Annotated in this window: 31 protein-coding genes; 11 read left to right on the top strand and 20 right to left on the bottom strand. The window is 37.7% G+C overall.

Annotation, left to right across the window (positions count from 1 at the left end; genetic code table 11):
* From MKY06_RS13135 to MKY06_RS13150, 4 genes are read right to left on the bottom strand one after another with little or no spacing between them, the layout of a single operon-like run.
* Positions 1-834 carry an FAD binding domain-containing protein gene (locus MKY06_RS13135; RefSeq protein WP_029322051.1) on the bottom strand — a complete coding sequence of 278 codons (834 nt, stop codon included), beginning with the start codon at positions 832-834 and terminating at the stop codon, positions 1-3.
* The gene (locus tag MKY06_RS13140; RefSeq protein WP_098399482.1) at positions 821-3,151 is read right to left on the bottom strand and encodes a xanthine dehydrogenase family protein molybdopterin-binding subunit; all 2,331 of its coding nucleotides are present in this window, start codon (positions 3,149-3,151) and stop codon (positions 821-823) included. The genes MKY06_RS13135 and MKY06_RS13140 overlap by 14 nt, the downstream gene beginning before the upstream one ends.
* Before the next feature lie 18 nt (positions 3,152-3,169).
* Complete coding sequence (locus MKY06_RS13145; protein ID WP_098277923.1) at positions 3,170-3,814, bottom strand: NTP transferase domain-containing protein; 645 nt, start codon at positions 3,812-3,814, stop codon at positions 3,170-3,172.
* 2 nt (positions 3,815-3,816) lie between these two features.
* On the bottom strand, positions 3,817-4,821 hold the full coding sequence (locus tag MKY06_RS13150) for an XdhC family protein (RefSeq protein ID WP_029322057.1): 1,005 nt from the start codon (positions 4,819-4,821) through the stop codon (positions 3,817-3,819).
* A 184-nt stretch (positions 4,822-5,005) separates the two neighbouring features.
* Here MKY06_RS13150 and MKY06_RS13155 point away from each other — a divergent pair, with 184 nt between their 5' ends.
* Entirely contained in the window at positions 5,006-5,236 is a 231-nt protein-coding gene (locus tag MKY06_RS13155; RefSeq protein ID WP_013057269.1) for a hypothetical protein, read from the top strand.
* Positions 5,237-5,248: 12 nt separating this feature from the next.
* Positions 5,249-5,482 (top strand): hypothetical protein, encoded by a 234-nt coding sequence (locus MKY06_RS13160; RefSeq protein ID WP_013057270.1) that lies wholly within the window; start codon positions 5,249-5,251, stop codon positions 5,480-5,482.
* A gap of 131 nt (positions 5,483-5,613) precedes the next feature.
* On the opposite strand, the gene MKY06_RS13165 is transcribed toward MKY06_RS13160, so the two are convergent.
* Positions 5,614-5,853 carry a hypothetical protein gene (locus MKY06_RS13165; RefSeq protein WP_013057271.1) on the bottom strand — a complete coding sequence of 80 codons (240 nt, stop codon included), beginning with the start codon at positions 5,851-5,853 and terminating at the stop codon, positions 5,614-5,616.
* Between the two features lie 70 nt (positions 5,854-5,923).
* Between MKY06_RS13165 and MKY06_RS13170 the strand changes: the two genes are divergently transcribed.
* From MKY06_RS13170 to MKY06_RS13190, 5 genes are all read left to right on the top strand, one after another.
* The gene (locus tag MKY06_RS13170) at positions 5,924-6,397 is read left to right on the top strand and encodes an Hsp20/alpha crystallin family protein (RefSeq protein WP_013057272.1); all 474 of its coding nucleotides are present in this window, start codon (positions 5,924-5,926) and stop codon (positions 6,395-6,397) included.
* Between the two features lie 147 nt (positions 6,398-6,544).
* The gene (locus tag MKY06_RS13175; RefSeq protein WP_098287557.1) at positions 6,545-7,450 is read left to right on the top strand and encodes a hypothetical protein; all 906 of its coding nucleotides are present in this window, start codon (positions 6,545-6,547) and stop codon (positions 7,448-7,450) included.
* Between the two features lie 92 nt (positions 7,451-7,542).
* Complete coding sequence (locus tag MKY06_RS13180) at positions 7,543-7,674, top strand: hypothetical protein (protein ID WP_013057274.1); 132 nt, start codon at positions 7,543-7,545, stop codon at positions 7,672-7,674.
* A gap of 74 nt (positions 7,675-7,748) precedes the next feature.
* Complete coding sequence (locus MKY06_RS13185; protein ID WP_013057275.1) at positions 7,749-8,303, top strand: PadR family transcriptional regulator; 555 nt, start codon at positions 7,749-7,751, stop codon at positions 8,301-8,303.
* Positions 8,300-8,773 carry a DUF4188 domain-containing protein gene (locus MKY06_RS13190; RefSeq protein WP_013057276.1) on the top strand — a complete coding sequence of 158 codons (474 nt, stop codon included), beginning with the start codon at positions 8,300-8,302 and terminating at the stop codon, positions 8,771-8,773. Before MKY06_RS13185 ends, MKY06_RS13190 begins: the two co-directional genes overlap by 4 nt.
* 25 nt (positions 8,774-8,798) lie before the next feature.
* Here MKY06_RS13190 and MKY06_RS13195 read toward each other — a convergent pair whose 3' ends face one another.
* The 3 genes from MKY06_RS13195 to MKY06_RS13205 all read right to left on the bottom strand — a co-directional run bounded on the left by MKY06_RS13195 (position 8,799) and on the right by MKY06_RS13205 (position 10,303).
* Positions 8,799-9,494: a hypothetical protein gene (locus tag MKY06_RS13195; RefSeq protein WP_013057277.1), complete on the bottom strand. Its 696-nt coding sequence runs from the start codon at positions 9,492-9,494 to the stop codon at positions 8,799-8,801.
* 67 nt (positions 9,495-9,561) lie between these two features.
* A complete protein-coding gene (locus MKY06_RS13200; protein WP_064471732.1) occupies positions 9,562-9,903 on the bottom strand; it encodes a DUF3147 family protein in 342 nt (113 codons plus the stop codon).
* Positions 9,896-10,303 carry a MarR family winged helix-turn-helix transcriptional regulator gene (locus MKY06_RS13205; protein WP_013057279.1) on the bottom strand — a complete coding sequence of 136 codons (408 nt, stop codon included), beginning with the start codon at positions 10,301-10,303 and terminating at the stop codon, positions 9,896-9,898. The genes MKY06_RS13200 and MKY06_RS13205 overlap by 8 nt, the downstream gene beginning before the upstream one ends.
* Positions 10,304-10,473: 170 nt before the next feature.
* Between MKY06_RS13205 and pssA the strand changes: the two genes are divergently transcribed.
* Positions 10,474-10,965, top strand: coding sequence for a CDP-diacylglycerol--serine O-phosphatidyltransferase (pssA, locus tag MKY06_RS13210; protein WP_170959531.1), 492 nt, complete (start codon positions 10,474-10,476; stop codon positions 10,963-10,965).
* 32 nt (positions 10,966-10,997) lie between these two features.
* Here pssA and MKY06_RS13215 read toward each other — a convergent pair whose 3' ends face one another.
* On the bottom strand, positions 10,998-11,225 hold the full coding sequence (locus MKY06_RS13215; protein ID WP_016764339.1) for a hypothetical protein: 228 nt from the start codon (positions 11,223-11,225) through the stop codon (positions 10,998-11,000).
* 223 nt (positions 11,226-11,448) lie between these two features.
* Between MKY06_RS13215 and MKY06_RS13220 the strand changes: the two genes are divergently transcribed.
* Complete coding sequence (locus tag MKY06_RS13220; protein WP_029322064.1) at positions 11,449-12,207, top strand: TrmB family transcriptional regulator; 759 nt, start codon at positions 11,449-11,451, stop codon at positions 12,205-12,207.
* A 104-nt stretch (positions 12,208-12,311) separates the two neighbouring features.
* Positions 12,312-13,481 carry an MFS transporter gene (locus MKY06_RS13225; protein ID WP_013057282.1) on the top strand — a complete coding sequence of 390 codons (1,170 nt, stop codon included), beginning with the start codon at positions 12,312-12,314 and terminating at the stop codon, positions 13,479-13,481.
* A gap of 44 nt (positions 13,482-13,525) precedes the next feature.
* Here the strand turns inward: MKY06_RS13225 and MKY06_RS13230 are convergent, their stop codons facing one another.
* The 7 genes from MKY06_RS13230 to MKY06_RS13260 all read right to left on the bottom strand — a co-directional run bounded on the left by MKY06_RS13230 (position 13,526) and on the right by MKY06_RS13260 (position 17,754).
* Positions 13,526-13,996: a DUF523 domain-containing protein gene (locus tag MKY06_RS13230; protein WP_029322068.1), complete on the bottom strand. Its 471-nt coding sequence runs from the start codon at positions 13,994-13,996 to the stop codon at positions 13,526-13,528.
* Between the two features lie 83 nt (positions 13,997-14,079).
* A complete protein-coding gene (locus tag MKY06_RS13235; RefSeq protein WP_013057284.1) occupies positions 14,080-14,520 on the bottom strand; it encodes an Asp23/Gls24 family envelope stress response protein in 441 nt (146 codons plus the stop codon).
* A 27-nt stretch (positions 14,521-14,547) separates the two neighbouring features.
* A complete protein-coding gene (locus tag MKY06_RS13240; protein WP_029322072.1) occupies positions 14,548-14,757 on the bottom strand; it encodes a DUF2273 domain-containing protein in 210 nt (69 codons plus the stop codon).
* Between the two features lie 15 nt (positions 14,758-14,772).
* Positions 14,773-15,315, bottom strand: a complete 543-nt coding sequence (gene amaP, locus MKY06_RS13245) for an alkaline shock response membrane anchor protein AmaP (RefSeq protein ID WP_013057286.1) — start codon at positions 15,313-15,315, stop codon at positions 14,773-14,775.
* A gap of 146 nt (positions 15,316-15,461) precedes the next feature.
* Positions 15,462-16,292 carry a YihY/virulence factor BrkB family protein gene (locus MKY06_RS13250; protein WP_078081880.1) on the bottom strand — a complete coding sequence of 277 codons (831 nt, stop codon included), beginning with the start codon at positions 16,290-16,292 and terminating at the stop codon, positions 15,462-15,464.
* 282 nt (positions 16,293-16,574) lie between these two features.
* Positions 16,575-16,937, bottom strand: coding sequence for a YidH family protein (locus tag MKY06_RS13255; protein ID WP_098287559.1), 363 nt, complete (start codon positions 16,935-16,937; stop codon positions 16,575-16,577).
* A gap of 184 nt (positions 16,938-17,121) precedes the next feature.
* The gene (locus MKY06_RS13260; RefSeq protein ID WP_420742931.1) at positions 17,122-17,754 is read right to left on the bottom strand and encodes an alanine:cation symporter family protein; all 633 of its coding nucleotides are present in this window, start codon (positions 17,752-17,754) and stop codon (positions 17,122-17,124) included.
* A gap of 473 nt (positions 17,755-18,227) precedes the next feature.
* Between MKY06_RS13260 and MKY06_RS13265 the strand changes: the two genes are divergently transcribed.
* On the top strand, positions 18,228-19,427 hold the full coding sequence (locus MKY06_RS13265; RefSeq protein ID WP_170960152.1) for a multidrug efflux MFS transporter: 1,200 nt from the start codon (positions 18,228-18,230) through the stop codon (positions 19,425-19,427).
* Between the two features lie 33 nt (positions 19,428-19,460).
* On the opposite strand, the gene MKY06_RS13270 is transcribed toward MKY06_RS13265, so the two are convergent.
* The 4 genes from MKY06_RS13270 to MKY06_RS13285 form a co-directional block, all read right to left on the bottom strand.
* Positions 19,461-19,760 (bottom strand): TIGR04104 family putative zinc finger protein, encoded by a 300-nt coding sequence (locus MKY06_RS13270; protein ID WP_028413131.1) that lies wholly within the window; start codon positions 19,758-19,760, stop codon positions 19,461-19,463.
* Positions 19,761-19,912: 152 nt separating this feature from the next.
* Entirely contained in the window at positions 19,913-21,085 is a 1,173-nt protein-coding gene (locus MKY06_RS13275; RefSeq protein WP_098287562.1) for an MFS transporter, read from the bottom strand.
* The gene (locus tag MKY06_RS13280) at positions 21,055-21,501 is read right to left on the bottom strand and encodes a MerR family transcriptional regulator (RefSeq protein ID WP_013057292.1); all 447 of its coding nucleotides are present in this window, start codon (positions 21,499-21,501) and stop codon (positions 21,055-21,057) included. Before MKY06_RS13280 ends, MKY06_RS13275 begins: the two co-directional genes overlap by 31 nt.
* Positions 21,502-21,654: 153 nt before the next feature.
* Positions 21,655-22,317, bottom strand: a complete 663-nt coding sequence (locus MKY06_RS13285) for a hypothetical protein (protein ID WP_029322101.1) — start codon at positions 22,315-22,317, stop codon at positions 21,655-21,657.
* Positions 22,318-22,413: the final 96 nt, after the last annotated feature.

Genomic DNA, 22,413 nt, shown 5'->3' on the forward strand with positions numbered 1-22,413 from the left:
TTACGTTCCTCCCAGCTCTTTGAAAATATCAAACAATAAATTTTTAATCACAAATTTGCGATATCGATCCGATCCTTCTCCATCATTTAAAATTGGAGCCGGTATATAATCAAGAGCAGTTTGAATTCGAGCTTCTAATGGCGTTTCTTCATGATTTAGCACTTCTTCTATTTCTTCTGAGCGAAAAGGAAATGAACATACCCCGCTGAAAGCTACTCGAATGTTTTTTTCTGTTTTTAACGCCGCTATTGTAACTAACGGATAGCCTGTATCCCACTGCTGACGTTCTTTTATACTCACGTATGGCAGGGCAGCATACTTCGTTTCAACAAACATCTGAACAAGAAGTTCTCCCTTTTTCAGCTGCAAACGCCGGTGAAAAAGATCGTGAATCGAATAAACATTTGTTCCAGTGAGACCTGCCACTGCGAGTTGACTATCCGTTAAAAGCAGCGGCAACACGGCTTCTCGATAAAAGATATGCCCACAAATATTTCCTCCCAGCGTTATTTTATTTCGAGCCGTGTGATCAGCCACTTCGCTAGCAGACTTACTTAATAAAGGAAATAAGTTTTTCTCTTCCAGTTCAGTCAACGTTACACCTGCACCAAAAATCATCCAGTCTTCATCAACTTCTGCTTTTTGAAACTCTGGTATATTTTTTATATCAATAACAGCATGGGTAACAAACAAACCCAATCTGCCCAATGTCAGAATTTCAGTGCCTCCAGCATAATAACGCGGCTGTTTCCCTTGATTCTCTAACTCTTGAAACAAGGCAATCGCTTCTGAAACGCTTGCAGGTTTATAATATTCAAAGTCAAACGAAATCATTTGCATTCCCTTCTTTCATTCTCCAAATCAATTCTGGGATAAGAGGAAGTTGATTTAATTCTGTTTCTGCTGCCACCGTTAAGCTGTTTCCTAAAGAAGCTGGCATACCAAGCAGCCCGTGTTCTCCGACTCCCCGAGCGCCGTACGCTGCATCTATTTGAGGTGTATGAACAAAGTCTACTACGTACTCCGGATGCTCTCCGTAGCGAAGGGGACGATATTTCCGAAGCTGAGGGTTTAAAATACGTCCGTTTGAATCAAACCAAAATGTTTCTCTACCCGCAAACGATAGTCCCATACTCATCGCACCCATGACTTGACCTCTTGCCATTTTCTCATTTAACACGGTTCCTATATCAATAACAGAAATAGCTTTTACAATACGATATCGATGCGTTCTAGGATTATATTCCACTTCAACTCCTTCAGCTGCTACGGTCCATTCAGGCCCCGGACGCCCGGCTCCTGTTTCTTTATCTAAGTAGGTCATTCCTCTTAAAATATAGTTACCCCTCCCTATGATTTGCCCTCCAATTGCATTTCCGTTCGGATATTTGTAGCCATACACAATTTCTTTAAAGTCCAAAGAGGTTTGAGGCTCATCCCGTAAAAAAACTTTTTCATGTTTTATTTCGATATCTTCTTCAGAAGCTCGGAATATATGAGAAGCTATCTTTTTTAATTGGTTAATCACATCTTCAGCGGCTTTTAAAACCGCTCTTCCTGCCATAAAAGTTCCTCGGCTAGCCACCGTTTTCCAATGTTCAGGAGTCGTTTGAGTATCTACTTCCATTCGCACATGAATACGTTCCATGCGCATCTGCAGTTTTTCAGCCAAGATTTGCGCGAGCACAGTTTTTGTTCCCGTGCCTAATTCAATAACGCCAGACATTAAATTTACGCTTCCATCCGGATTGAATGTTAGAATAACACCTGAACCCGCGTCTGTTTCAATAGTCGAGGTTTTCCAGACGCAGCTAATCCCTTTGGCGGTAATAAGGCCGTTTTCATGAACTGTTCTCTGCCCTTCCTCCCATTTGATTAGCTGCTTTAAGCGCCGAATACACTCTGGTAAGTTACCAACGCTGCTAGAAGTCAAACGGACTTGTGTAGGCGTAGTATCACCTGGTAAAATAGCGTTTTTTTCTCTAAATTCCAAAGGATCTATACCTGCTTTTTTAGCAAGGATGTCCATCGTACGCTCAAATGCAAATAATAGTTCAGAGTGGCTGAATCCTCGAAAAGGGGAAGCGTAAGGGTGATTTGTATATACACATAATGAATCACAGAAGATATGTTCAAGACGATAAGGCCCCGTACAGTCAGCTGCTGCAGCCTTACTTAAATCCGTTCCTTTATCTGCATAAGCACCGCTGTCAAACAAATATAGAATGTCAGCAGCCTGCAAGAGTCCCTCTTTAGAACAACCTAGCTTAATTTTAGCGTCTAGACCGATGTGAACAGGCGAAGTGAGCATATCTTCTTCTCTTGTGTTCAATATTTTAACCAGCCTTCCACCAACAGCTTTTGAAGCTAGATAAGCAAGCAGCTCCAGCTGGACAGCAGCTTTTCCTCCATACCCTCCTCCTACTAGCGGTGTTTCAACGATCACTTTTCCCGCTTCAATTTCAAAGTACTCACTGATTAATTTTTTCACCATAAAAGGAGCTTGAGAAGAAGTGATAATTTTAACTACTCCATTCGGAAGAATTTCAGCAGCGGCGCTTCTTGTTTCCATCGCCGCGTGATCTGAAGGAGACAAAGAAAACGTTTCTTCCACTACTAGCTCACTTTTACTCCAGCCTTCTTCCATATTGCCTTTTCGTATTTTAACTCTGTTAGCTACGTTGGTACCGGGCTCTGGATAAACCGTTTCATCGTGCTTGTAGGTGTGCATATTTTCATGTACTAAAGGAGAATTTGGCTCAATAGCGGCGCTAGGAGAATGAACGACAGATAACGGCTCATATTGAATATGAACAGAGCTCGCCGCACGCTCGGCGAGTGCAGGGTTTTCTGCTACTACAAGGACTACGGCTTCTCCGTGATACCGCACTTTTTCAAACGCAAGCGGTCGCCGGTCACGAACTCCTTCTCCTGTTAACGGCAGATGCTCTCCCGTCACAACCGCGTGAACACCGGGAATAGCAATCGCTGCTTGAATGTCTATCGCTTGAATTCTTGCATGAGCGTAAGGACTGACTACTATTTTGACGTGAAGGGAACCTTTAAAACTGTAATCATTTGTGTACCGAGCTGTTCCCGTCACTTTTTCTAACGCATCTTTTCGAATCACGTTTTTCCCAATAATCTCCACTCTTTTCACCTCCGTCAATCAAACCCGTCTACATTTCTCTTTATATATCTTTTTAATACGTTCATACGCTTGTTTTGTATCAACATCCATAAAAAGGGAAGCGTCGGTACATTCATAAAATATTCCATTTTCAGTTCCGTTTTGTCTTATGATTTTTCTTGCTCCTTGGTCTCCTTGCAGCTTATCCAAACTTGGAAACATTTGTTTTGAAAATAAAACCGGCGCTCCGGCGATTCCTTGATAAAAAGAAGAAATAAAGGGAACGGAGGAATGGTTCTCAAACAGAGAAACAATTGTATTAATCAGCACGATACTTATAAGAGGCTGATCTGCTAGGAGTACAATAACAGCATCAGCACTTAGTTCTTTTGCTTTTTGTAATCCGCACTTTAAAGACGCTGACTGACCTTTTAAGGCGCTACTACAAGAAATATGACTCCACTTCTGCTGATATGCTTCTGAAAAAAGAATAGGTTCAATCCACTCAAGATTATCGCCTTTCTTTGTCACTACTATTGTATGATTCACTTTTGAACAAACGGCGGCTTGTAAAGCTTTACTACCTAAACATTCATTCCCTAAAGGCAGAAGCAGCTTATTGCTGCCCATCCTTTTACTAGATCCTGCGGCAAGATAAACAGCTACAACATTTAAAACGGGCATTTTCACCCCTTTTTCCCATCACACATTCGAAGGGTTCCAATTAACTCAGCTACAATACTAACCGCAATTTCCTGCGGCCCTACCGCTCCTATGGAAAGTCCCACGGGCGAATGAATATGGGAGGGAATATCGGTATTCAATAATCGAAGCGTTCGCTTTTTGGGTCCTAAAACTCCTATATACTTCACAGTTTTTGATTTTAATAGCGACAGAATTTCTTGATCACGATAAAAATTATGGGTCATAATCACAACAAAATCATCGCGCTGAACGGACAAGTGTTTGTCTACTTCCTCTGGAAATCCAATATGTATTTCCTCTGCTAGCGGAAAATGTTCCTTATTACATAAAGCCGGTCTCCAGTCGCATAAGGTAACAAAAAAACCTGTACTAACAGCAAGTGCTACTAAATATTTTGCATCGGCACCTGCTCCCCAGATAACTAGACGAGGCTTTGGTTTATATAGATGAGCATATGTGAGCAGGGAGCAATTTGAAAGTTGAATACCGCTCTTTCTCCCATTCCAATCATCTGTTGCAAAAGATGATGCGTCGCTATTTGCACCAAATGTTTCGCCCGTCTTTTCTACATAAAAAGAGGTTGTTTGAGTAAAGTTTTTTTCTAATTTTTTAATATGTAAAACAGGATTTCGGTTATCTAAATGACGTTTTACTCGCAAAAGATTTTTCTTCATCCTCGCAGTTACAGGTTCTAGGAGAATATACAGGATTCCATTGCAGCCTGCTCCTTGTCCCCATCCTGCATCACCTTCTTCTTTCAAATTGTACGTAACGGTTAATACGTGCTCAGTGTCGAACAACTCTTTTACGCGCTCAGCAATATCTGCTTCTACACAACCAGCGCTTAACATCCCAATGTTCTCCCCATTTTCTTGAAACAGCATGGACGTTCCTTCTTTTAAATATGAGGATCCTTCTACATGAACAATCGTTGCCAACACACTTTTTACTGTTGATGTGTTTACAGCATGTAAAATATCGTGCATTTTTATTATTCCCTCCTTTTCCTGTCGAGGTTTTAAAATCTTTTCACGTTTTACACAGAACTACAATACGCTACAGTAGACCACTTCTACTCTCTGAATGAATCCATGTATTATTCATATTTTCAAAGAAGCTACAATAAGCTTTTAAAGACTTAGAAGAACTGTCGTTTGAAAGGAGAATAATATGCTATTCGACTCAACAAAAATCAACCTAGGAAAATTGAACGTTCGCAGTGCTGATCAAGCAAGCAGTATTTCTATTGGAAATACGTCAAAAGTTACAAGATATGTCACAGCAAAGAAAAATCAGGCCTTCGGACAGCAGCACGCTGATCAATGTTTTACAGCAGGATCTGCTCAAAAAACTGTAGATAATGATTATGTAGATGCATTTGCAACAAAAAATGATAAATAAGGAGGAAACCATATGATTTTTTCGCCCATGGTCATTAACTTACAAGCCTTCAAAGTGAACGTTTTGGATAATTCATCCGTTTTAAGCATAGGACCTAATCAGCAGCTTGATGTGTTCGTATCTTATAAACGTAATCAAGGTCTGGGAGAATCAAACGGAGATTTTTCTCCGAACGTAACTCCGTTCTCATGGATTATAGACTCAGATGTAAATGATTCAAACTCAGTTAAAAATAGCGTAATTTAATTTTTTTCATTTCCTCTACCTCTACTGCGCACAACTAGCAGCATATCTTCATCTATTCGTCTATTAGCATTCAACCGGAAGCCTAATAAATATAACCTGCATCTGAACTGGCTATATTTATTAGGCTTTTTCTATGAAATGGGCACTTTTTGAAAAGATGATGGGCTGTCAATTTGATCTCGATCATCGACACAGCTTCTCGTTCCTATAAAGCCGCTATCATCACCAAAATTTTGCCCAAATCCCTGTGTTTTTTTATCTGAATTATTCCAGTCTGCTAGTAAATTCTGTCCGATATTTACTGCAGACGCATTTTCAAAGGAATTTATCTTTAGCATTAAAATATTAATATTTATAGATGCACCTGCCATTTAAACCACCCCCCTTTCAAACTATATTCAAATTCCATCTTTTTATGATGTGTGGTAAGGAGGAAACCATATGGACTTTGATAAACTTATGCAGTGGATGGAATTTGCTAAAAAATATCAAACAAATGACTTTTGGAACGGTGTTTTTGATCAAACTGCTTTTAACGAATTTATGAAAGAAAATATGGATATGAATGCTCCTGATTCATATCAGGCACCTCAGGCTTCTAAAAGTAATTTTCCACCTGTTGACATTTACGTTACCCCACATGAAATCATTATTATCGCTGACTTGCCCGGCTATCTAAAAGAAAATTTGCAGGTGTCTGTTTCAGGCAGCCGGCTTTTGTTAAAAGGCTCACCGCACCCTCTCATCACAGGACAGCCGGTTGTACAAGAACGACCTTCTGGAGACTTTAACCGAATTATTGAATTGCCAGAACCTACGGATGCGCATCATCTGCGTGCGAAATTTGAAAATGGACTGCTTATTCTTTCTTATCACAGGCAGTTTTTCCAAGAAGAACGTATTCACATTGAATAAGGCTTAGTAGTTTTATGAATGAAATTCAATAGTTCACATAAGCATTTATAAACGCAAAGAATTTAACGTGAATTTCCAAACTGGACCAATATATATTTATCTAACTGTTATTACATCGGAAATAAGCCCAAGATGAGGAGAAGCGAAATGTCTATGAAAGGATTTTTCAACCCCAAACAGACTAACCAACAGCTTCATACTGAGCTAGAGGACTTCAAACATCAAATCAAGCGCATTAACACGCTTGAAGTTCACATGAACCGTTTTTTAAAACTCGAACCGCAAATTGGTTCTCTCATAATGCTCAAAAAAAAGCTGGAGGCTCAGCCCTCGCACTCCAATGATTCTTCACCTTCACAAAGAAGCACTCATAAAAATGCTGAACAAGCATATGCAAAAGATAAGAAAGAGATTGCTAACCAGCTTCAATTTTTAAAGGAAAAAGTAGCGCAATTGGAACAAGTGATCTCCACGCAACCCCCTCGCGATAAAAAGATAGAAACTGTACCTTATCCGGATTTAACTAGCTTGATAGAACAATCTGTAAAGAAAAAAATGGCTCCTTATCTCGAAAGAATGACCGAACTAGATGAAAGAGTTTCAGCATTAGAGCGCAGCATGTCGCTTTTAACTGAAGTACAGGTGGACATGTTAAAACGAACGTCTGCCCTTCAAGAAGAAGTAAAAGCGATTCACCAAAGAGCCGCACTCTTAGAAAATGCTCCCCCGCCTATTCATATTGATAAATTTTTTCTTGATAAATACGAACAAAACAATAATATTGGCCAAGTTGGCATTAAAGAACTCGGCGGTACTTTAAACATCGGAGCTACATACGGAAGCGGAGCTATACCAAAGGATTTCACGGACCAAATCCAAAAAGACATGGAAGAGTTAAAAAACGCTAAATCAGATATTTCTTCTGGAAAAACGAAGCCTGCACAACCTGCACAAGAGGAAAAAGAAAATTCTTCTTCCGCTTTCGAAAAAGAAGAAACATATACGGAAGTTCCTATTTTTGATGAAGATGATCCAAAGGAAGAGTCAATCTAAAAAAGTCATAAAATTATATCTAGTTATGACTAGAATTTTTGCAAGCTATTCTTTACACTATAGGTAATAACTTCAAAAAAGGAGATATGCTGATGCCAAAGCTTTTATGGAGAATAGGTGCTGTCATGTTGCTAATGTGTGGAGGCTTTATCTTTTTATTTATTGCTGCTTCGCAAATGATGGTTCAGCAATACAAACCTTTTTTTAGACGCGAGAGTGCATAACTCTCGCGTTTTTTTATTGAATATTATCCTGTTTATGGTAATATATATCAAAAAGATATAGGTGAGGAAAATAAATGAAGGAAAATCAAACAACATATGCAATTTTAGGACTGCTTACCACGGAATGCAGAACTGGTTATGAAATTAAGCAGTTAATGGATCGAAGTTTAAATCATTTTTGGAAAATCAGTTATGGCCAAATTTACCCCACTTTACAAAAGCTTTTGAATGATGAACTAGCAACGGTCAATTCCGTTGCTCAAACTGATAAACCAGATAAAAAAGAGTATGTAATAACAACTAAAGGAAAAGAAGTTCTGCAAGATTGGCTGCGTGAACCTATTAAACAGCTCCCTTCAGAAAGAAATGAAATTTTGTTAAAACTCTTTTTTAGTAGTCAGCAAGAAAAGCAGCTCACAATTTCCCAGTTAAAAAACGCTCAGCAGAAACTAACTGAACGTTATCACATGTATTGCGGAATTGAAGACAGCATTTCTAACAGCCCTTCTCCCGACAGAACGTATTGGCTTATTACCCTAGACTACGGTAAACGAACAACGTGTGCTTCGATAGAATGGTGCAAAGATACGATTAATAAATTATATGATGAGGAGGCGCATAATTTATGATTCATTCCAATCGTATGATGGCTAAGCCCGGTAAGGATTTGGTCGTCTTTGTTATAGGAATGCGTATTAATAAATGGACAGCCGTACACAAATGGTTCCCTGTATTTAAAGCAATGCCTCCTATGATTCGCGAATTGTATGCAAACAAAAACCTTGGATTTTTATCTTTGCAAGGAACTTTTAATTTAAGAACCATCACGCTGATTCAATATTGGGAGTCAGTTGATCAATTGACCTCCTATGCCAAAGGTCCTCAGCACTTAAAAGCTTGGAATTCTTTTTATAAAAAGGCTTCAAAAACGAATGCAGTGGGCATTTATCATGAAACGTATGTCATTTCTGCAGGAAATTATGAATCAGTATATGTGAATATGCCTTCGTTCGGTTTAGCTAAAGCGCTTGGATCTGAAACCATAACGAAGCATACTCAAACTGCCAAAAAACGTTTGAATGTTAAAAAGCCGCTTTAACTAAAAGCGGCTTTCGTTATATTTGTTATACATATATCTTCAGCATTTGATTGGCACCTTTTTGAAATTCATACGGGACGTCTGCTATTTCTGTTCCTTTTACTAGAGGCGCAATCTCTTCTAACAGCTGCCGCAAATAGGTAGAAATCTTGCCGCTTAAATTCGTTAAAGGAAACAAACGTACTTCCTCTTTTGTAACGCGTATCAGTTCTTTTAAAGCTTCTAAATGAAACGTATAATCTAACCGGTCACTGTACATAAATAAAAAGTTTGCACAAAGAGTTAAATCAAACTCGTTCTTTTGAAACGGCAAATTAGGAAGTGCTCCGTACTGATAGGCTTCGGGGTTCTTTTTCATATGAGCAATACAATCTTTTAATGCTCTTTTTCGATGTTCAGTTAAATCATCAATAGACGAAAAATACTTCCACACATACTGTTCCTGTACGTGCTGCATTTGATTCATCGTATGAATTAAATCCAGGCTTCCTTTCTTTTCAAGCTCTTCTGCCGTAAATTTATAGGCAATATCACAGCTAGTAGCCTCCGTACCTTGCTGCAAGGCATGAGCAGTAAAAGAACAGGCCCCGCTAGCACAATCTAACACTTTTTTTCCTTTTAAATACTTTTCATTCAAATTAAACATAGCTCTATACTCTTCAAACGTTCTGCCGATAAAAACAACTCGGTCAATTCCTAACTTTTTCTCTGCTAAACTCAACTCTACTCAGCTCCTATCTTTTACTTAGACTTTCATTTTACAGAAAATTGGATTAAATTCCAATAGTTTATGTATTAATTAGTTTAACCACTATCCTTTGAAGGCCTAAAAACAGGCCCCAACACATAACTCCTATCGATAAACTCATAAACAAATGAAGAGAGTTTTTTAAGCAAATATAGACGACAGCAAGTAGTAAAATAGTGCCTGGCAGTCCATAAAGAACGCCTAGTGTAAACTGACTGACCACTTCCTTTTTTTCTCCTTGCACTGATAACCATATAATACTTAGTAAGCTCACAATTGGAAGGGCAGCCACAATTCCACCGTATGTCGGAACTCTTTTGGCCATTTCTGTTACCCCTGCAATAATAAGAGCCGACATTAAAATTTTGATGATACTATACATGTTTTGCACGCTCACTCAATAACTGAAAAGCCTGTTGAATCAGCTGTTTTTCAGATGCTGTCATTTCGCGTAAAATAGCTGATACTTTTTCTTCATCCAAGCTTGAATTCCGTTTTAATAGGTCTTTTCCTGCTTCTGTTAAATGCAGAATTACTTTTCTTTCATCATGTATATCTCTATTTTTATATACATACCCTTTATCAATATTTCTCTTTACGTGTTCAGATGCCGTATTATGTGAAACGTGTAAATAATCCGCAATTTCTTTTATTCCAACCGAAGATGATTTATCTATATGCTGTAAAAGACGTATTGTTTGGTGTGTAATTTTCTCTTGATGCGTATAGTGCAAATGATAATAAATAGACGTCCAATAGCTGTTTAACTCCTCTACTTTCATGATCTTGCTCCTTTATATCGTATTTTTAGTTATTATCGTATTATACGATATATATTACAGGAACGACAGCCAGGTTTCAATACTACCTTCTTTTTATCTGACATCTCACATAATAATATAATTTAACAGTTACACTAATCGTACACACTGTGAAAGGCGGTTGTATGACATTGATTCTTCGACTGTTAAAATGGGTTCCGAATCTCTTTACGATTGGAAATTTGCTAAGCGGCGTATTTTCCATAGCTTTTAATATGAATAGCTACGAACGCTTAGCTGCTCTTTTTATTTTTCTAGCCGCTTTTTTCGATTTATTTGACGGCAAAATTGCGAGAAAGCTGAAAGTTAACAGTGAGTTTGGTGTAGAGCTAGATTCTTTGGCTGATATTATAAGCTTTGGCGTAGCGCCTGCAATGCTATTTCATACTCTTTCTCCCCACTCTTGGCTAACCGTACTCGCTTTTATGATTTATCCAAGCATGGGCGCATTAAGATTAGCTAAATTTAGTGCAAATCCAACCATAGGTTATTTTATAGGGCTTCCTATTCCTTTTCCAGCTCTAATTATCGCACTGCTTGGTATGTTTTATTACGTAAACCCTTACCTTATGATTATTTTAGCTATTTTGATGGTTAGCCCTATTCGAGTGATGAAAATTTAGATGCAATAAAAGACAGACAAAATGCCTGTCTTTTATAGTGCTGTCCATTCTTCGCACAGCATTTTATGCTTGAATTTCAGCTCATGTTCTCTTTTTTCAAGCTGAGCTTGTAAAGAAAGCCACTCGCTATTATCAGGTGCTGAGCATAATTTTTCTTCAAGGGACAGTAAGGAATCCAGTACGTCTTCAAGCTGAGCAGCCACTTCTCTTTGCTGTTTTATGTTCATTTTTTTCAACAGTAGTTTTTCATTTTTCTTCATTTTTTTCACCTCTTTCTTTTCTTTACCCAATGTTGAATGTTTTAGTATAGAAAGTATATGGTTAAAAATATTTCTACTGTAATAAAGATCCTTTAATAGCTTATCTTATTTTTAATGATTTTTTAGAACATAGTTTAATAAGATTATTATATCTGATACAATTAGTAATACTTTTACGAACCGTGATATACTTAAAAAAAGAAAGGATGATGAATAGAAAATTATGCTGCAAAAATTTGGTTTTTCTCAGTATGAAAGTCAAGTATATGAAGCGCTGCTTGCGAATGATGGCCCGTTGGATGCTAGTTCCATTGTTACGTATTCGCATGTTCCAAAAGCAAAAATTTATGAAGTGCTTAATCGTTTAATTGATAAAGGTATTGTAGTAAATACATTGTCCGGGAAAAAGAAACTTTACTCAGCGGTAGCCCTTCAAACCGTCATTCAAAAACTTACTGCTGATTTTGAAAATGACATTAATGAATTAAAAACATATAAAATTAAAAAAACGTTTACAGATGATCATGTTTGGAGTTTAAAAGATAAATCCTCTATTTCTGCTCACATTGAACAGTTGATTCATGAAGCGGAATCTTCTATTATTTTATCCGCGTGGAATGATGAGTTAGCACATTACCGCTCATTGCTAGAAGAAAAAGAGAAACAAGGCGTAAACGTCGAGGTCTTAACCATAGGAAACTTGCAGACTACCCTCAAACATTTACATACATTAAATCCAATAGATGATCATAAAAACCTTGAGCCGTCGCAGTTGATTATTGTTGACGACGCTTACCTTTTATTTGCCGGCATTGAACATGAGACATGGAAAGCAATAAAAACCATGTCGCAGCCGCTTGTAAAAGTTTTTGCTGATTTCTTTTATCATGACGTCGCACTTACCCATATTACAAAGAAATATCAAGAGCAGCTTCTTCAAGATCCTGAGATCATGGAGCTGCTTACTCGACTGCGATATTAAAAAGGTTACTAATTCATTAGTAACCTTTTTAATATTACCTATTGAAATCTCTTTTAAAAAAGGTTACTATTCTAGTTGTAACTTTTCAAAGAGGGGGTTTTTTGATGAATAAAAAAGTTTACATACTTGCGATTGCTTCCTTTGTTGTTGGAACGGTCGAATTAATTCTAGGAGGCATCTTAGACTTAATTGCCGATGCATTTCATGTATCATTAGCAAAAGCAGGTTATTTAATCTCTATTTATTCGTTTGTTTATGCCTTGTCTGCGCCGATTTTACTAAATGTGACGGCTAAGATAGAGCGTAAAAAAGTTTATATGTGGACATTATTTATTTTCTTATTGAGCAATGTATTTTCAGCCTACAGTTCGGGCTATTATATGCTACTAATTGGACGTATTCTTGCTGCTGCGAGCGGTTCTTTTATCATTGTATTATCTACCACAATGGCTTCTAGAATGGTAAAACCTGAATACCAAGGCAGAGCAATTGGCATCGTATTTATGGGAATCAGCGGCTCACTTGTTTTAGGTATTCCTCTTGGTATTTTGATTGGAAATGCGCTTGGCTGGCGTCAAGTATTTGTTATGATTGCAATTTTGACTGCCATTATTATGATTACCGTTTGGTTTACAATGGAGCGTCTAGCTCCTGCTCCAATTGTACCGTTAAAAACTCAGGTAAAAGCTTTACGGAATAAAAAAATGCTCGCTATTCACCTAGCAACATTGTTTGTACTTGCGGGTCATTTAACTCTTTATGCGTACTTCACACCATTTTTACAAGAAACGCTAGGATTAAATACAACGATGGTGACCATTATTTATGGTATTTTCGGTCTTGCTGCCGTGGCAGGAGGAGGACTTGGAGGAGCTGTTTCTGATAGATGGAACCCTTCTTCTTCTGTTATCACCATGATTGCTCTCTTTTTTGTTAGCATGATTGCTATGCCTTTTGGCGTTCATTTACCATTTGTTGTGTTCTTGCTTCTTATGATCATTTGGAGTGCGCTCAGCTGGGCGGTCTCACCAGCTCAAAGCAATTTAATTATTCATAGTGCACGCGAAACGTCGGACATTTTAATCAGCACTAATGCAGCGATTTCACACGTAGGAATTGCGATCGGCTCCTATGTTGGAGGAATTGTCGTTAATCAATACTCTGTTATTTATAACGGCTGGGTCGGGTCTATTTTTGTTTTGCTTGGTCTTTTCTGCTCTCTTTATGCGGTAACACGAACAGAAAGCACAGCAGATACGCTTCACAGTAAATAAAATTTTATAAAAAAGCGTACACACATGGTGTACGCTTTTTTTGATTATGATTGGTCTCCATGCATTTCAGCTGCAAATTGAGATTCGGACATAACGATAAAACCATGCTTTCTTAGCAACGCAGTCGTTACCCCTTCACCGGCTATTTTAACATTTGAAAATGCTCCGTTATATATATGTTCACTTCCACATGAAGGGCTGTTTTCTTTTAGTACAATAACAGTAGCTTTTATTTCTTTTGCGATGCTCAGTGCCTTATAGGCCCCGTCTATGTATATGTCTGTGACGTCTTTTCCCGATCGTTCAATAACTCGCGCATTTCCGTTTATTACGTCTATTCCCGTTCCTTTTATAATTTCTGCCGGTTCTCTAGGTGTGTGAAATCCACCTAACAGTTCCGGACACATCATCACCGCTTCTTTATTTTCAACGAGCGCTTCAATTTCCTTAACTAAGGCACTGCTTCCATTATATTTGCACCCTTGACCTGCTAAGCAGGAACTAACCAAAATCATAGAATTCTCCCTCCCATAAAAAAACACTTCTCATTCATCATACAAAGAATATATGATGAATGGAAGTGTTTACCTTTTATATTTTATTCAAGATCACGCTTTGACTCCTGCTCTTTGTCTCGATCCGTTTTCGCTTCAAATTCAGAGCGAGTCATTACGTCCTCTACATGCATATTTACTTCTACTACCTCTAATCCCGTCATCTCGTGAACTGATTTTTTTACGTTATTAACAGTTTCAGAGAAAATGGCTGGAACATTTTTTCCGTATTCGACAATTACTTTTAAATCAAGGGCAACTTGCTTTTCTCCTACTTCAGCGTTAATCCCTTTTGTGATATCTTCAGTGCTGCGGAAGCGATCTGTTAACCCGCTCATAAATCCGCCGCTCATTGATAAAATCCCTTTAATTTCATTAGCTGCAATTCCAGCAATTTTTTTAATAACTTGATCTTCAAATGTTAATGTATTTTGATGTGTATTTTCCTGAGATTTTACTGCTGTATTTGTTTCATTAACTGCCATAACTAACATCTCCCTTAAAGTGATTTCCTATCTTCCTTTAGTAAAGAATCCTACCCAAGCATTTATGTCTAAATGACCGTCTCGCCACTTCCCAATTACATAACCAATTCCCATAAAAGCTACAATTAGCAGCGTGGGACCAAAACCAATTGTTAATAACAAAATTGCCAACACTAAACCTGCCAGAATACCAAGTACTCGGCCACGGTACGGAATCAATTTATCTGGAGTACCCATTATGTCCCTCCTTCATCACACAACACGCTCTTTCTTTCGTGTTTGTGTATCTGTTAAGTCAATACGGACGGAGTGAACGGGAAGCTCGAGTAAGGCCTCCACGGCGCGTTTTGTTTCAAGCTGCATTTCTTTTCCTAGCGTTGGTAATCCATCTCGTCCAAACAACGAACAGTTGATATACAGACTAACTTTTTCTTTGCGAGAATGAATAGATGCCTGGACTTCAGGAGAGCGTATTCCCTGAAAGCTTCTAATTGCTCGTAAAGCTGTAGATTCGATCGTTGCTTTAGAAATTGTTATTTTGCCTTCACCAGTTACAATTGCTAAATTCTTTTTAGGCGGTCTGCTAAATATGCCTGTTAAAAGAAAAATAATAAAAATAACTGTTAAAAATGCGCTTATTGATAAAATTGTGTAGTAAAACCACTCCTGATGCTGCCACTTTTCTAACCAGTTTGAAAGGTGAGGAACCCTATAAACCATCAGTGCTAACATACCGGAACAAATCAGTCCTGCAATTCCAATAATTGCGATTAAAAACCGATTAAAATTATTCAATTTTCCACCTCATCTCAACGTGAACTCCTACTGCTTTTTTGTTGTGGGTAAAGGGAAGGCAACGAGATATTCAATAGTTACCCGCAATATTTTTTTGATAAACTTTCTAACTGTAAAACTGAATATAAAAAAACGACTAGGTTTCCCTAGTCATTTTCCGCGTCTCTATACGTTGTCTTGTGAGCTTTGATGAACTTATTACCGTTTATTAAACCGCCAATTAATAAAATAGCGGCCGTTAAATAAAACCAGACCATTAAAATAATAATACTTCCAAGCTGACCATAGATTTGCGAGTAGCTTCCAAACTGGACATAGTATCCAAATCCGGTAGATACAACTTGCCATCCTAGCGTGGAGAAAACAGCTCCTGGAAGTACATCTTTCCACGTTACTCTTGCGCTTGGCATCAGTTTGTAAAAAAGAATAAAAAAGCCTAATAAAAATAATGTCCCAATTCCCCATCTAATTGTCGTCCAGCTTTGAAACCATATGTCAGGAACATGGACTTTTGTTAGTACCAAATGTCGAATGACCTCTTCAATAATTGGTACAAATAATGAAATGGCTACCACAACCATAAAACCAAAAGTTAAAATTAAATCATTGATTAAACCGCGCAAAAACGTTTGTTTTCTTTGAATATGATACGCATCATTTAACGAGCGAACCAAAGATTGTATAGCCATAGATGCGAGCCAAAAAGTCGCCAATAAACTAAAAGATAAAACTTTTTTCCCGCTATTGTTAACTGTTTCAATTGACTTTTCAATTACGTCGTAGGCGCTTTTAGGCGTAAATGGTTCAATAAATATCAGCAAATTGTTTGTATCAATTGGAAAGAAACTCAGCAGAGAAAAAAGAAAGATAATAAACGGTACAAAAGATAACAAAAAATAGTAGGCTGTTTGAGCAGCCTGATCAAAGAAACGCTCCGTAAAAAAACGAGCGGCAACGGTCTTAGATGTTTGAATCATAACAGCGTTCTCCTTTACTTTCGCTTCACTCTGTAGTGAAATTCATATTCAATTTTTATGTTCAACATGTATTGGATAAGTTTCGGCTTATAAAGCTTTCCTTTTCCATTATCCGCGGTTAACAAAGAATTTAACCTGTAAAATTATACAGTCGGTTCATAAAGAAGATATTATTATAATTACATCTGCCATTACCACCATATCAATAGATCTTCTTTTTCTTTCATAAAACCGTAAATTCTCTGGGACTGCTTTCCCTTCTTTCTTATATCTTAAACTTTTTTACGCTATGTTAAAAAAGTAAAACATAAGAGCGCCGATCAGCATCAGCATAATCATTAAAACAAAAATAACCAAAGCGTGAGAAGATTGATACATTTGGCTGTTAATTTTTTTGCGGGTTGAAAAATAATGATAGGTTGAGAAGAGAAGCAAACCTGCACTTGCAGCTAAAGAAAAGATAATAACAGCAATAATAAGGGTATCGGCTGCTTCACTTAATTTTTTTCCAGAATTGAAATGTAGGCCGCCTGCAACAAAGCCAATGCCGAGTGTGGCAATAGACGTTCGAATCCACGCTAAATACGTTCGTTCATTTGCTAAATGCTGCTGAATATAAATGGATTCATTTTCTTTTTTAGTCATTTACATACCACCGTCCTTTTATATGTCTTCTATTATAAATAAATGCTCAAACGAAAATAAATTGAGGACGCTTCACGCCACATTATACCGGAAAAGAACGAATCATTACCATCTTCAAGCGGTCAAAAGAGCTTCTTCATAAATCAAAAAAGCCAACGGGATAACCCCAGCTGGCTTTTTTGATTTATGAAACATTTTCCTTATCTTGATCATGCTGATATTCATCGTCCCAATAATCAGCGTTTTGAATTTCTAATTTCCTTGGAGAAAAGATAGGGTCTATCCCTAGTTTTCTCTGCTGGCGATAATCTTTTAAAGTTATTAAAGCTGGCTTAGCTAAACTCAAAATTGCAATTAAATTGAGCCAAACCATTATTCCAACTCCGATGTCTGCTAATGCCCATGCAGCTTCAGCCGTTCGGATAGATCCGTATAAAGTAGTGGCTAAAAGAGCTGCCTTTAGGAACATGGATACTATTTTATTTTGTTTGCCTTTCATTACGTAAGCTAAGTTCGTTTCCGCAATATAATACTGTGACATAATCGTAGTAAAGGCGAAAAACACGAGAGACACAGCTACAAACCCTGATCCGAATCCAGAAAGCACCGTCTCAACTGCTTGCTGCGTATATTGAGGCCCGGCTTCAACTCCTTTTAAATGATCCACAATGAACGAACCATCTGGCGCTTGGGTGCTCATATCTTTCAAATATCGAACTTGTACAAATCTAGTGAGAATAGTAAATAAAAGCCCCACTCCTATACATAGATAAAGCATTGGCGTACTCCAAATCATTTCACTTATTGTACTAATCATTTGTTCCAATATGAATTCCCCCTTAAAACACTTTGCACATTATGAATAATGAGAACATAGTTTTAATATAGAGTTAAAAAACAGAAAATTCACTCTTTTCACCAGGTTGTTTTACACATTATTTGATAAATAGACAACATTTGCGGATATAACGTATATTTTGGACAGATTATCTGACGCATTTTTCAGTGATGCGTAAGTTCTTTACATAATCCCCACTGTCACAGCATAAGGTAATAAGTGAACCAAGGGTCACTTTATGTTCTAAGCCGAGCGTACACACAGCACATCTTTCTGTTTTCATTTCACGTTAATAGTTCACTAAGTGAATCATTTTATTTTTAAATATTTCTGGTATATGGTATAATTTAAACTGATAAAAAGATGCTGCATATATGCTAAAAGAGCAGGCCGTATGGTTTCGCTCTTTTGTTGTTTTCACGCCATGCGGCACAACGAAAGAAGGAAATAGAATGGAATTATGGAAACGAAACTTGTACATTTGCTGGTTCGGTTCTTTTTGCACCACAGCCGGGATGAGTTTAGTTATTCCGTTTTTACCGCTTTATATTGAAAAGCTGGGAGTTCACGATATAAGCTCCATCAGCAGATGGGCTGGTATTGCATTTGGATCTACCTTTTTAATGGCGGCTATCGTTTCTCCTTTATGGGGGAGTTTGGCCGATAAATATGGGCGAAAGCTTATGCTCCTTCGCGCAAGCTTGGGTATGGCAATTGTTATGACTTCTATTGGTTTTGTGCAAAATGTCTATCAGCTTGTCGGACTGCGCTTTTTAATGGGGGCCGTTTCCGGCTTCATCTCTGCAGCCATTACGTTAGTAGCGACTCAAACACCTAAAGAGCACAGCGGTAAAGCATTAGGTACGTTGTCTACAGGGGCTGTATCAGGATCTTTATTAGGACCGCTAGTAGGCGGATACTTAGGAGATACAATCGGGCTACGCCACGTCTTTTTCGTGACGGGTGCATTTATGTTTTTGTCTTTTTTAATTGTAAATTTAATTCAAGAAGACAAAAAAGAGACGGCGAAAACGACGAAAGAATCTAATATTGGGTTACTGTCTCTTAAAAATTCAAAGGCCGTGATTGGTGTATTTGTTACAACTTTTTTGCTGCAGCTTGCGGTTATGGCTATTCAGCCAATCGTTACACTGTATGTAAAACAACTGTCTACTCATACCGATCACCTTGCCCTTATTTCAGGCTTTGTCGTGGCGGCAACAGGAATTTCAAATATTTTAGCTGCATCAAAACTTGGCAAAGTCAGCGATCGCGTGGGTCCTCAAAATGTGCTTCAAATATGCTTGCTTATCGTAGCGATTATTTGCGGCTTGCAGGCCTTTGTGCATAGTACTTGGCAGCTATTCTTACTTCGTTTTTTACTCGGTTTCGCAATGGGAGGATTATTACCTTCTATTAATTCTTATTTGAAGAAAATTGTGCCGGACTCTATTACAGGTAAAATGTTTGGCTATAATCAAACAGCGCAATACTTTGGGAATTTGGCCGGTCCAGTCATTGGCGGACAAATTGCCGGAGCTAAAGGAATTCCTTACGTATTCTTAACAACCAGTGTTCTTCTACTATTGAATGCTGGGTGGGTGTATTATCAGCGCCATCACGGACAACAGCTAGACGGTAAAGCCGCATAAAAAAACCTTCCGTTTTAACGGAAGGTTTTTTTATTACCACAAGGGTTCTTCTTCGCTGCTTACTTCATAAGAAAGTGGCATCATAATAACCGCTGCTATGAAGAAAATAAGCTCCGCGACAACAATGGATGGAAAGGAAAAGTCAAATAGTGAGAGAATAAGCCAAATAATAAGGGGTGCAAATGAGTAGATTGATAATCGCTTTTGGGATTTTGCAGAGATATACTGTTGTTTGTCACAGTGTGGGCATTCTAAAACGTTTCTAAATGTTAACAGTTGTTTAAAGGTTGTCCTCCAGTTCCATTTATGATTACAATTTTGACAGGTGGCCATGGGCATCACGCTCCTAAAAAGATTTATGTACATATAAAGTATACGTACAAGTTGGTATAAAGTTTCATTTTTATAATTAAAAACGTTTTTACTATTATAACATAAAACAAAATAAAAGGCTTTTTACAAGAAAAAGCCTTTTATTTCAACGTTTATTTAGATACAGCTTCATTCGTTTGAGAAGTTGTTTTTACTTTTATAACCATAATAACAAAAGCTAGCAACCCAAGAATCGCTGCTACGAGAAAAGGAGCTTGAGGCGCTACGGCATTGCCGATAACTCCTGATAATAAAGGAGCAAACGCTGCACCTAACCATCTTAAGAAATTATATCCTCCAGATGTAAGTCCTCGTTCATAAGGAGATACTTCCATTACATGACTCGTAAATAATGCATTATTAAGTCCTGATACAAGACCCGCTGCCATGATTAAAACAATGCGCAACCATGTTGCATCAAAAGCAAATAAACAAATTAAAATAAGTGAAAAAACAATTAAGCTAACATGTAACACTTGTTTTGGCTGATATCTTTTTTCTAACTGATGTGCTAAAACCGCTGAGCCATAAGCTAAACATAATCCCCATCCAAAGAAAACAAAGCCAATTTGAAGAGCTCCGATCGATAGAATAAGCGGCGTATAAGCTAACACTGTAAAAAATCCGTAGTAATAAAGCATGCCTGATACAGCGCCTTGAGTAAATGGTTTTAATTTATAAAGTGTAACCATGTCTTTAAAACCCGCTGCTTTACGAGACTTAGTGCTTGTAGGCTGTTTAACAATCGTTAATACTAAAATAAAGGCGATAAAAATTAAAGCACTTGTACCGAAAAACGGCAATCTCCAAGAAGCATTTCCTAACACGCCTCCTACAAGCGGTCCTCCGGCCATTCCCAAACCAATCGCAGCTTCATATAATCCTACTGCTTTTTTTACTTCACCTGATAATGCAATAAGCAGCGTCATAGCTGTTGCAAAGAAAAACGAATTACCAAGTCCCCATCCTGCTCGGAAAATGGAAAGCTGAGGAATATTGTTAGAAAACCCGCATAAGGCTGCAAAAATCGTCACAATGATAAGTCCTGTTACCATCAAACGCTTGTCTCCTACACGTGATGCTAAGATGCCTGCTGGAATCATCATAATAGCCATCATTAATAAATAGGAAGTAAATAACATTTCTACTTGCCAATGAGAAGCTCCAATTTGCTTAGCAATCTCCGGTAAAATCGGATCTACTACCCCGATTCCCATAAATGCTAAAAAAGTAGCTACTACCGTAATAATTTGACCTAATCGGTTATTTGAATGCTGTCCTTCCACTCTTTCATCTCTCCTTTTGTTTTTGTTTTTTCATGTATTTTCATAGCAGATTCTCGCATTTCTTCTAATTCTGTTTTAAATGCCTGCATTTTAACCACTTTAAATTCAATCATCTTGATTTGATTTTCCAGTAAATTTTCTATTTTAGTTATCTCTTTCGCTGATAATCCTTGCTGCTCACTTCTTTCTTCAATCATTCTTTTGAGCGACATAAACTGCTGCAGCTCCTGTAAAGAAAAACCGAGAACTTCTTTTGCTTCTGCTACTTTTCTTAGTTCTTTTACCTCTTCTTCGGAATAAATCCGTGCATTTCCTTTTGTGCGTTGCGGGGGCAAAATGAGTCCAATCTCTTCATAATACCGAAGAGCCCGCTTGGTCAAACCGGTCATTTTCGTCACGTCATCGATTAGATACATGCTTTCCCCTTCACCTCCCTTTAACATTAACGTTAACGTCAATTCTATATTACTATTATAGATTAACGTTAACGTTAATGTCAATAATATAAAGACATTTTATGTAAATTTAAAAAATATGTGCACAAAAAAACCTATTGATAAATCAATAGGTTACATCAATATGTCATATAGCTGCTGTGCTGTTTCTCCTGTTACTTTGCCGTATACCCCTCTTCTTTTAGAAGTAAGTTCCGCACTCTCGGCGGTGAATCGTACATTGTATACGACGCCTTCATAAGTAAGCTGTACATCTGGATCAAGAGCGACGCTGTAATCAGCTTTTTTCCATTGAATTTGTTTCATAATTGATTCTACAGTTAAAGCATCTTCTGAACTTAACGTTTTTTCTCCTGCTTTTATAGGCTTTCCCTCCCTTTTTTTATTAAATTTTAGTTCAGAATGAGCAGATGAAAATTCAAGTTGGTTTTTATCATGCGCTATGAAATCTTGGGGTAGTTCTACATAGCGGACAACTTCTCCTTCGTGTACAAACACAAGCATTTGATTAGCAGCAGATATTTTTTTCATCACCTCTTCACTAACCGGTGCGTTTACAAGTTTTTCTACGTCGGCTTTCTTGCTTTTGTTTGTTAATAAATATCCTTTTTCCCATTTAAAATCACTTAACTTCGATACATCCACTGAGCTCACACCTTTTTTTTCAAATGATTGCTGAATATTCTCCCCCATTTCTTTGTCGTTGGTGACTTGAGCATTAGAACTGCACCCTACTAAACAACAGAAAATAATGCCTATTGCTATAAGAGCCTTCACTTTTGCCTTCCTCCTCTCTACCATTCTTTTAGACAATTCCAACTTTGTACCATTTTAACATATAATTCCTATTTTTTCGTGAAAACAAATAAAGAA

The sequence above is a fragment of the Priestia sp. FSL P4-0332 genome (genome assembly GCF_038005845.1).
Taxonomy (GTDB): Bacteria; Bacillota; Bacilli; order Bacillales; family Bacillaceae_H; genus Priestia.

Coding starts and splice junctions, on each gene's coding strand:
- MKY06_RS13235 (WP_013057284.1), bottom strand. CDS start 14,520: ATGGCAGTTAATGAAACAAATACAGCAGTAAAATCTCAGGAAAATACA.
- MKY06_RS13270 (WP_028413131.1), bottom strand. CDS start 19,760: ATGGCCACCTGTCAAAATTGTAATCATAAATGGAACTGGAGGACAACC.
- MKY06_RS13185 (WP_013057275.1), top strand. CDS start 7,749: ATGAAGGAAAATCAAACAACATATGCAATTTTAGGACTGCTTACCACG.
- MKY06_RS13215 (WP_016764339.1), bottom strand. CDS start 11,225: ATGAAGAAAAATGAAAAACTACTGTTGAAAAAAATGAACATAAAACAG.
- MKY06_RS13165 (WP_013057271.1), bottom strand. CDS start 5,853: ATGGCAGGTGCATCTATAAATATTAATATTTTAATGCTAAAGATAAAT.
- MKY06_RS13255 (WP_098287559.1), bottom strand. CDS start 16,937: ATGACTAAAAAAGAAAATGAATCCATTTATATTCAGCAGCATTTAGCA.
- MKY06_RS13145 (WP_098277923.1), bottom strand. CDS start 3,814: ATGCCCGTTTTAAATGTTGTAGCTGTTTATCTTGCCGCAGGATCTAGT.
- MKY06_RS13250 (WP_078081880.1), bottom strand. CDS start 16,292: ATGATTCAAACATCTAAGACCGTTGCCGCTCGTTTTTTTACGGAGCGT.
- MKY06_RS13200 (WP_064471732.1), bottom strand. CDS start 9,903: ATGTATAGTATCATCAAAATTTTAATGTCGGCTCTTATTATTGCAGGG.
- MKY06_RS13260 (WP_420742931.1), bottom strand. CDS start 17,754: ATGATTAGTACAATAAGTGAAATGATTTGGAGTACGCCAATGCTTTAT.
- MKY06_RS13280 (WP_013057292.1), bottom strand. CDS start 21,501: ATGTATCTAATCGATGACGTGACGAAAATGACCGGTTTGACCAAGCGG.
- MKY06_RS13175 (WP_098287557.1), top strand. CDS start 6,545: ATGTCTATGAAAGGATTTTTCAACCCCAAACAGACTAACCAACAGCTT.
- MKY06_RS13150 (WP_029322057.1), bottom strand. CDS start 4,821: ATGCACGATATTTTACATGCTGTAAACACATCAACAGTAAAAAGTGTG.
- MKY06_RS13180 (WP_013057274.1), top strand. CDS start 7,543: ATGCCAAAGCTTTTATGGAGAATAGGTGCTGTCATGTTGCTAATGTGT.
- MKY06_RS13160 (WP_013057270.1), top strand. CDS start 5,249: ATGATTTTTTCGCCCATGGTCATTAACTTACAAGCCTTCAAAGTGAAC.
- MKY06_RS13225 (WP_013057282.1), top strand. CDS start 12,312: ATGAATAAAAAAGTTTACATACTTGCGATTGCTTCCTTTGTTGTTGGA.
- MKY06_RS13230 (WP_029322068.1), bottom strand. CDS start 13,996: ATGATTTTGGTTAGTTCCTGCTTAGCAGGTCAAGGGTGCAAATATAAT.
- MKY06_RS13265 (WP_170960152.1), top strand. CDS start 18,228: ATGGAATTATGGAAACGAAACTTGTACATTTGCTGGTTCGGTTCTTTT.
- MKY06_RS13205 (WP_013057279.1), bottom strand. CDS start 10,303: ATGAAAGTAGAGGAGTTAAACAGCTATTGGACGTCTATTTATTATCAT.
- MKY06_RS13190 (WP_013057276.1), top strand. CDS start 8,300: ATGATTCATTCCAATCGTATGATGGCTAAGCCCGGTAAGGATTTGGTC.
- MKY06_RS13155 (WP_013057269.1), top strand. CDS start 5,006: ATGCTATTCGACTCAACAAAAATCAACCTAGGAAAATTGAACGTTCGC.
- MKY06_RS13135 (WP_029322051.1), bottom strand. CDS start 834: ATGATTTCGTTTGACTTTGAATATTATAAACCTGCAAGCGTTTCAGAA.
- MKY06_RS13220 (WP_029322064.1), top strand. CDS start 11,449: ATGCTGCAAAAATTTGGTTTTTCTCAGTATGAAAGTCAAGTATATGAA.
- MKY06_RS13240 (WP_029322072.1), bottom strand. CDS start 14,757: ATGGGTACTCCAGATAAATTGATTCCGTACCGTGGCCGAGTACTTGGT.
- MKY06_RS13170 (WP_013057272.1), top strand. CDS start 5,924: ATGGACTTTGATAAACTTATGCAGTGGATGGAATTTGCTAAAAAATAT.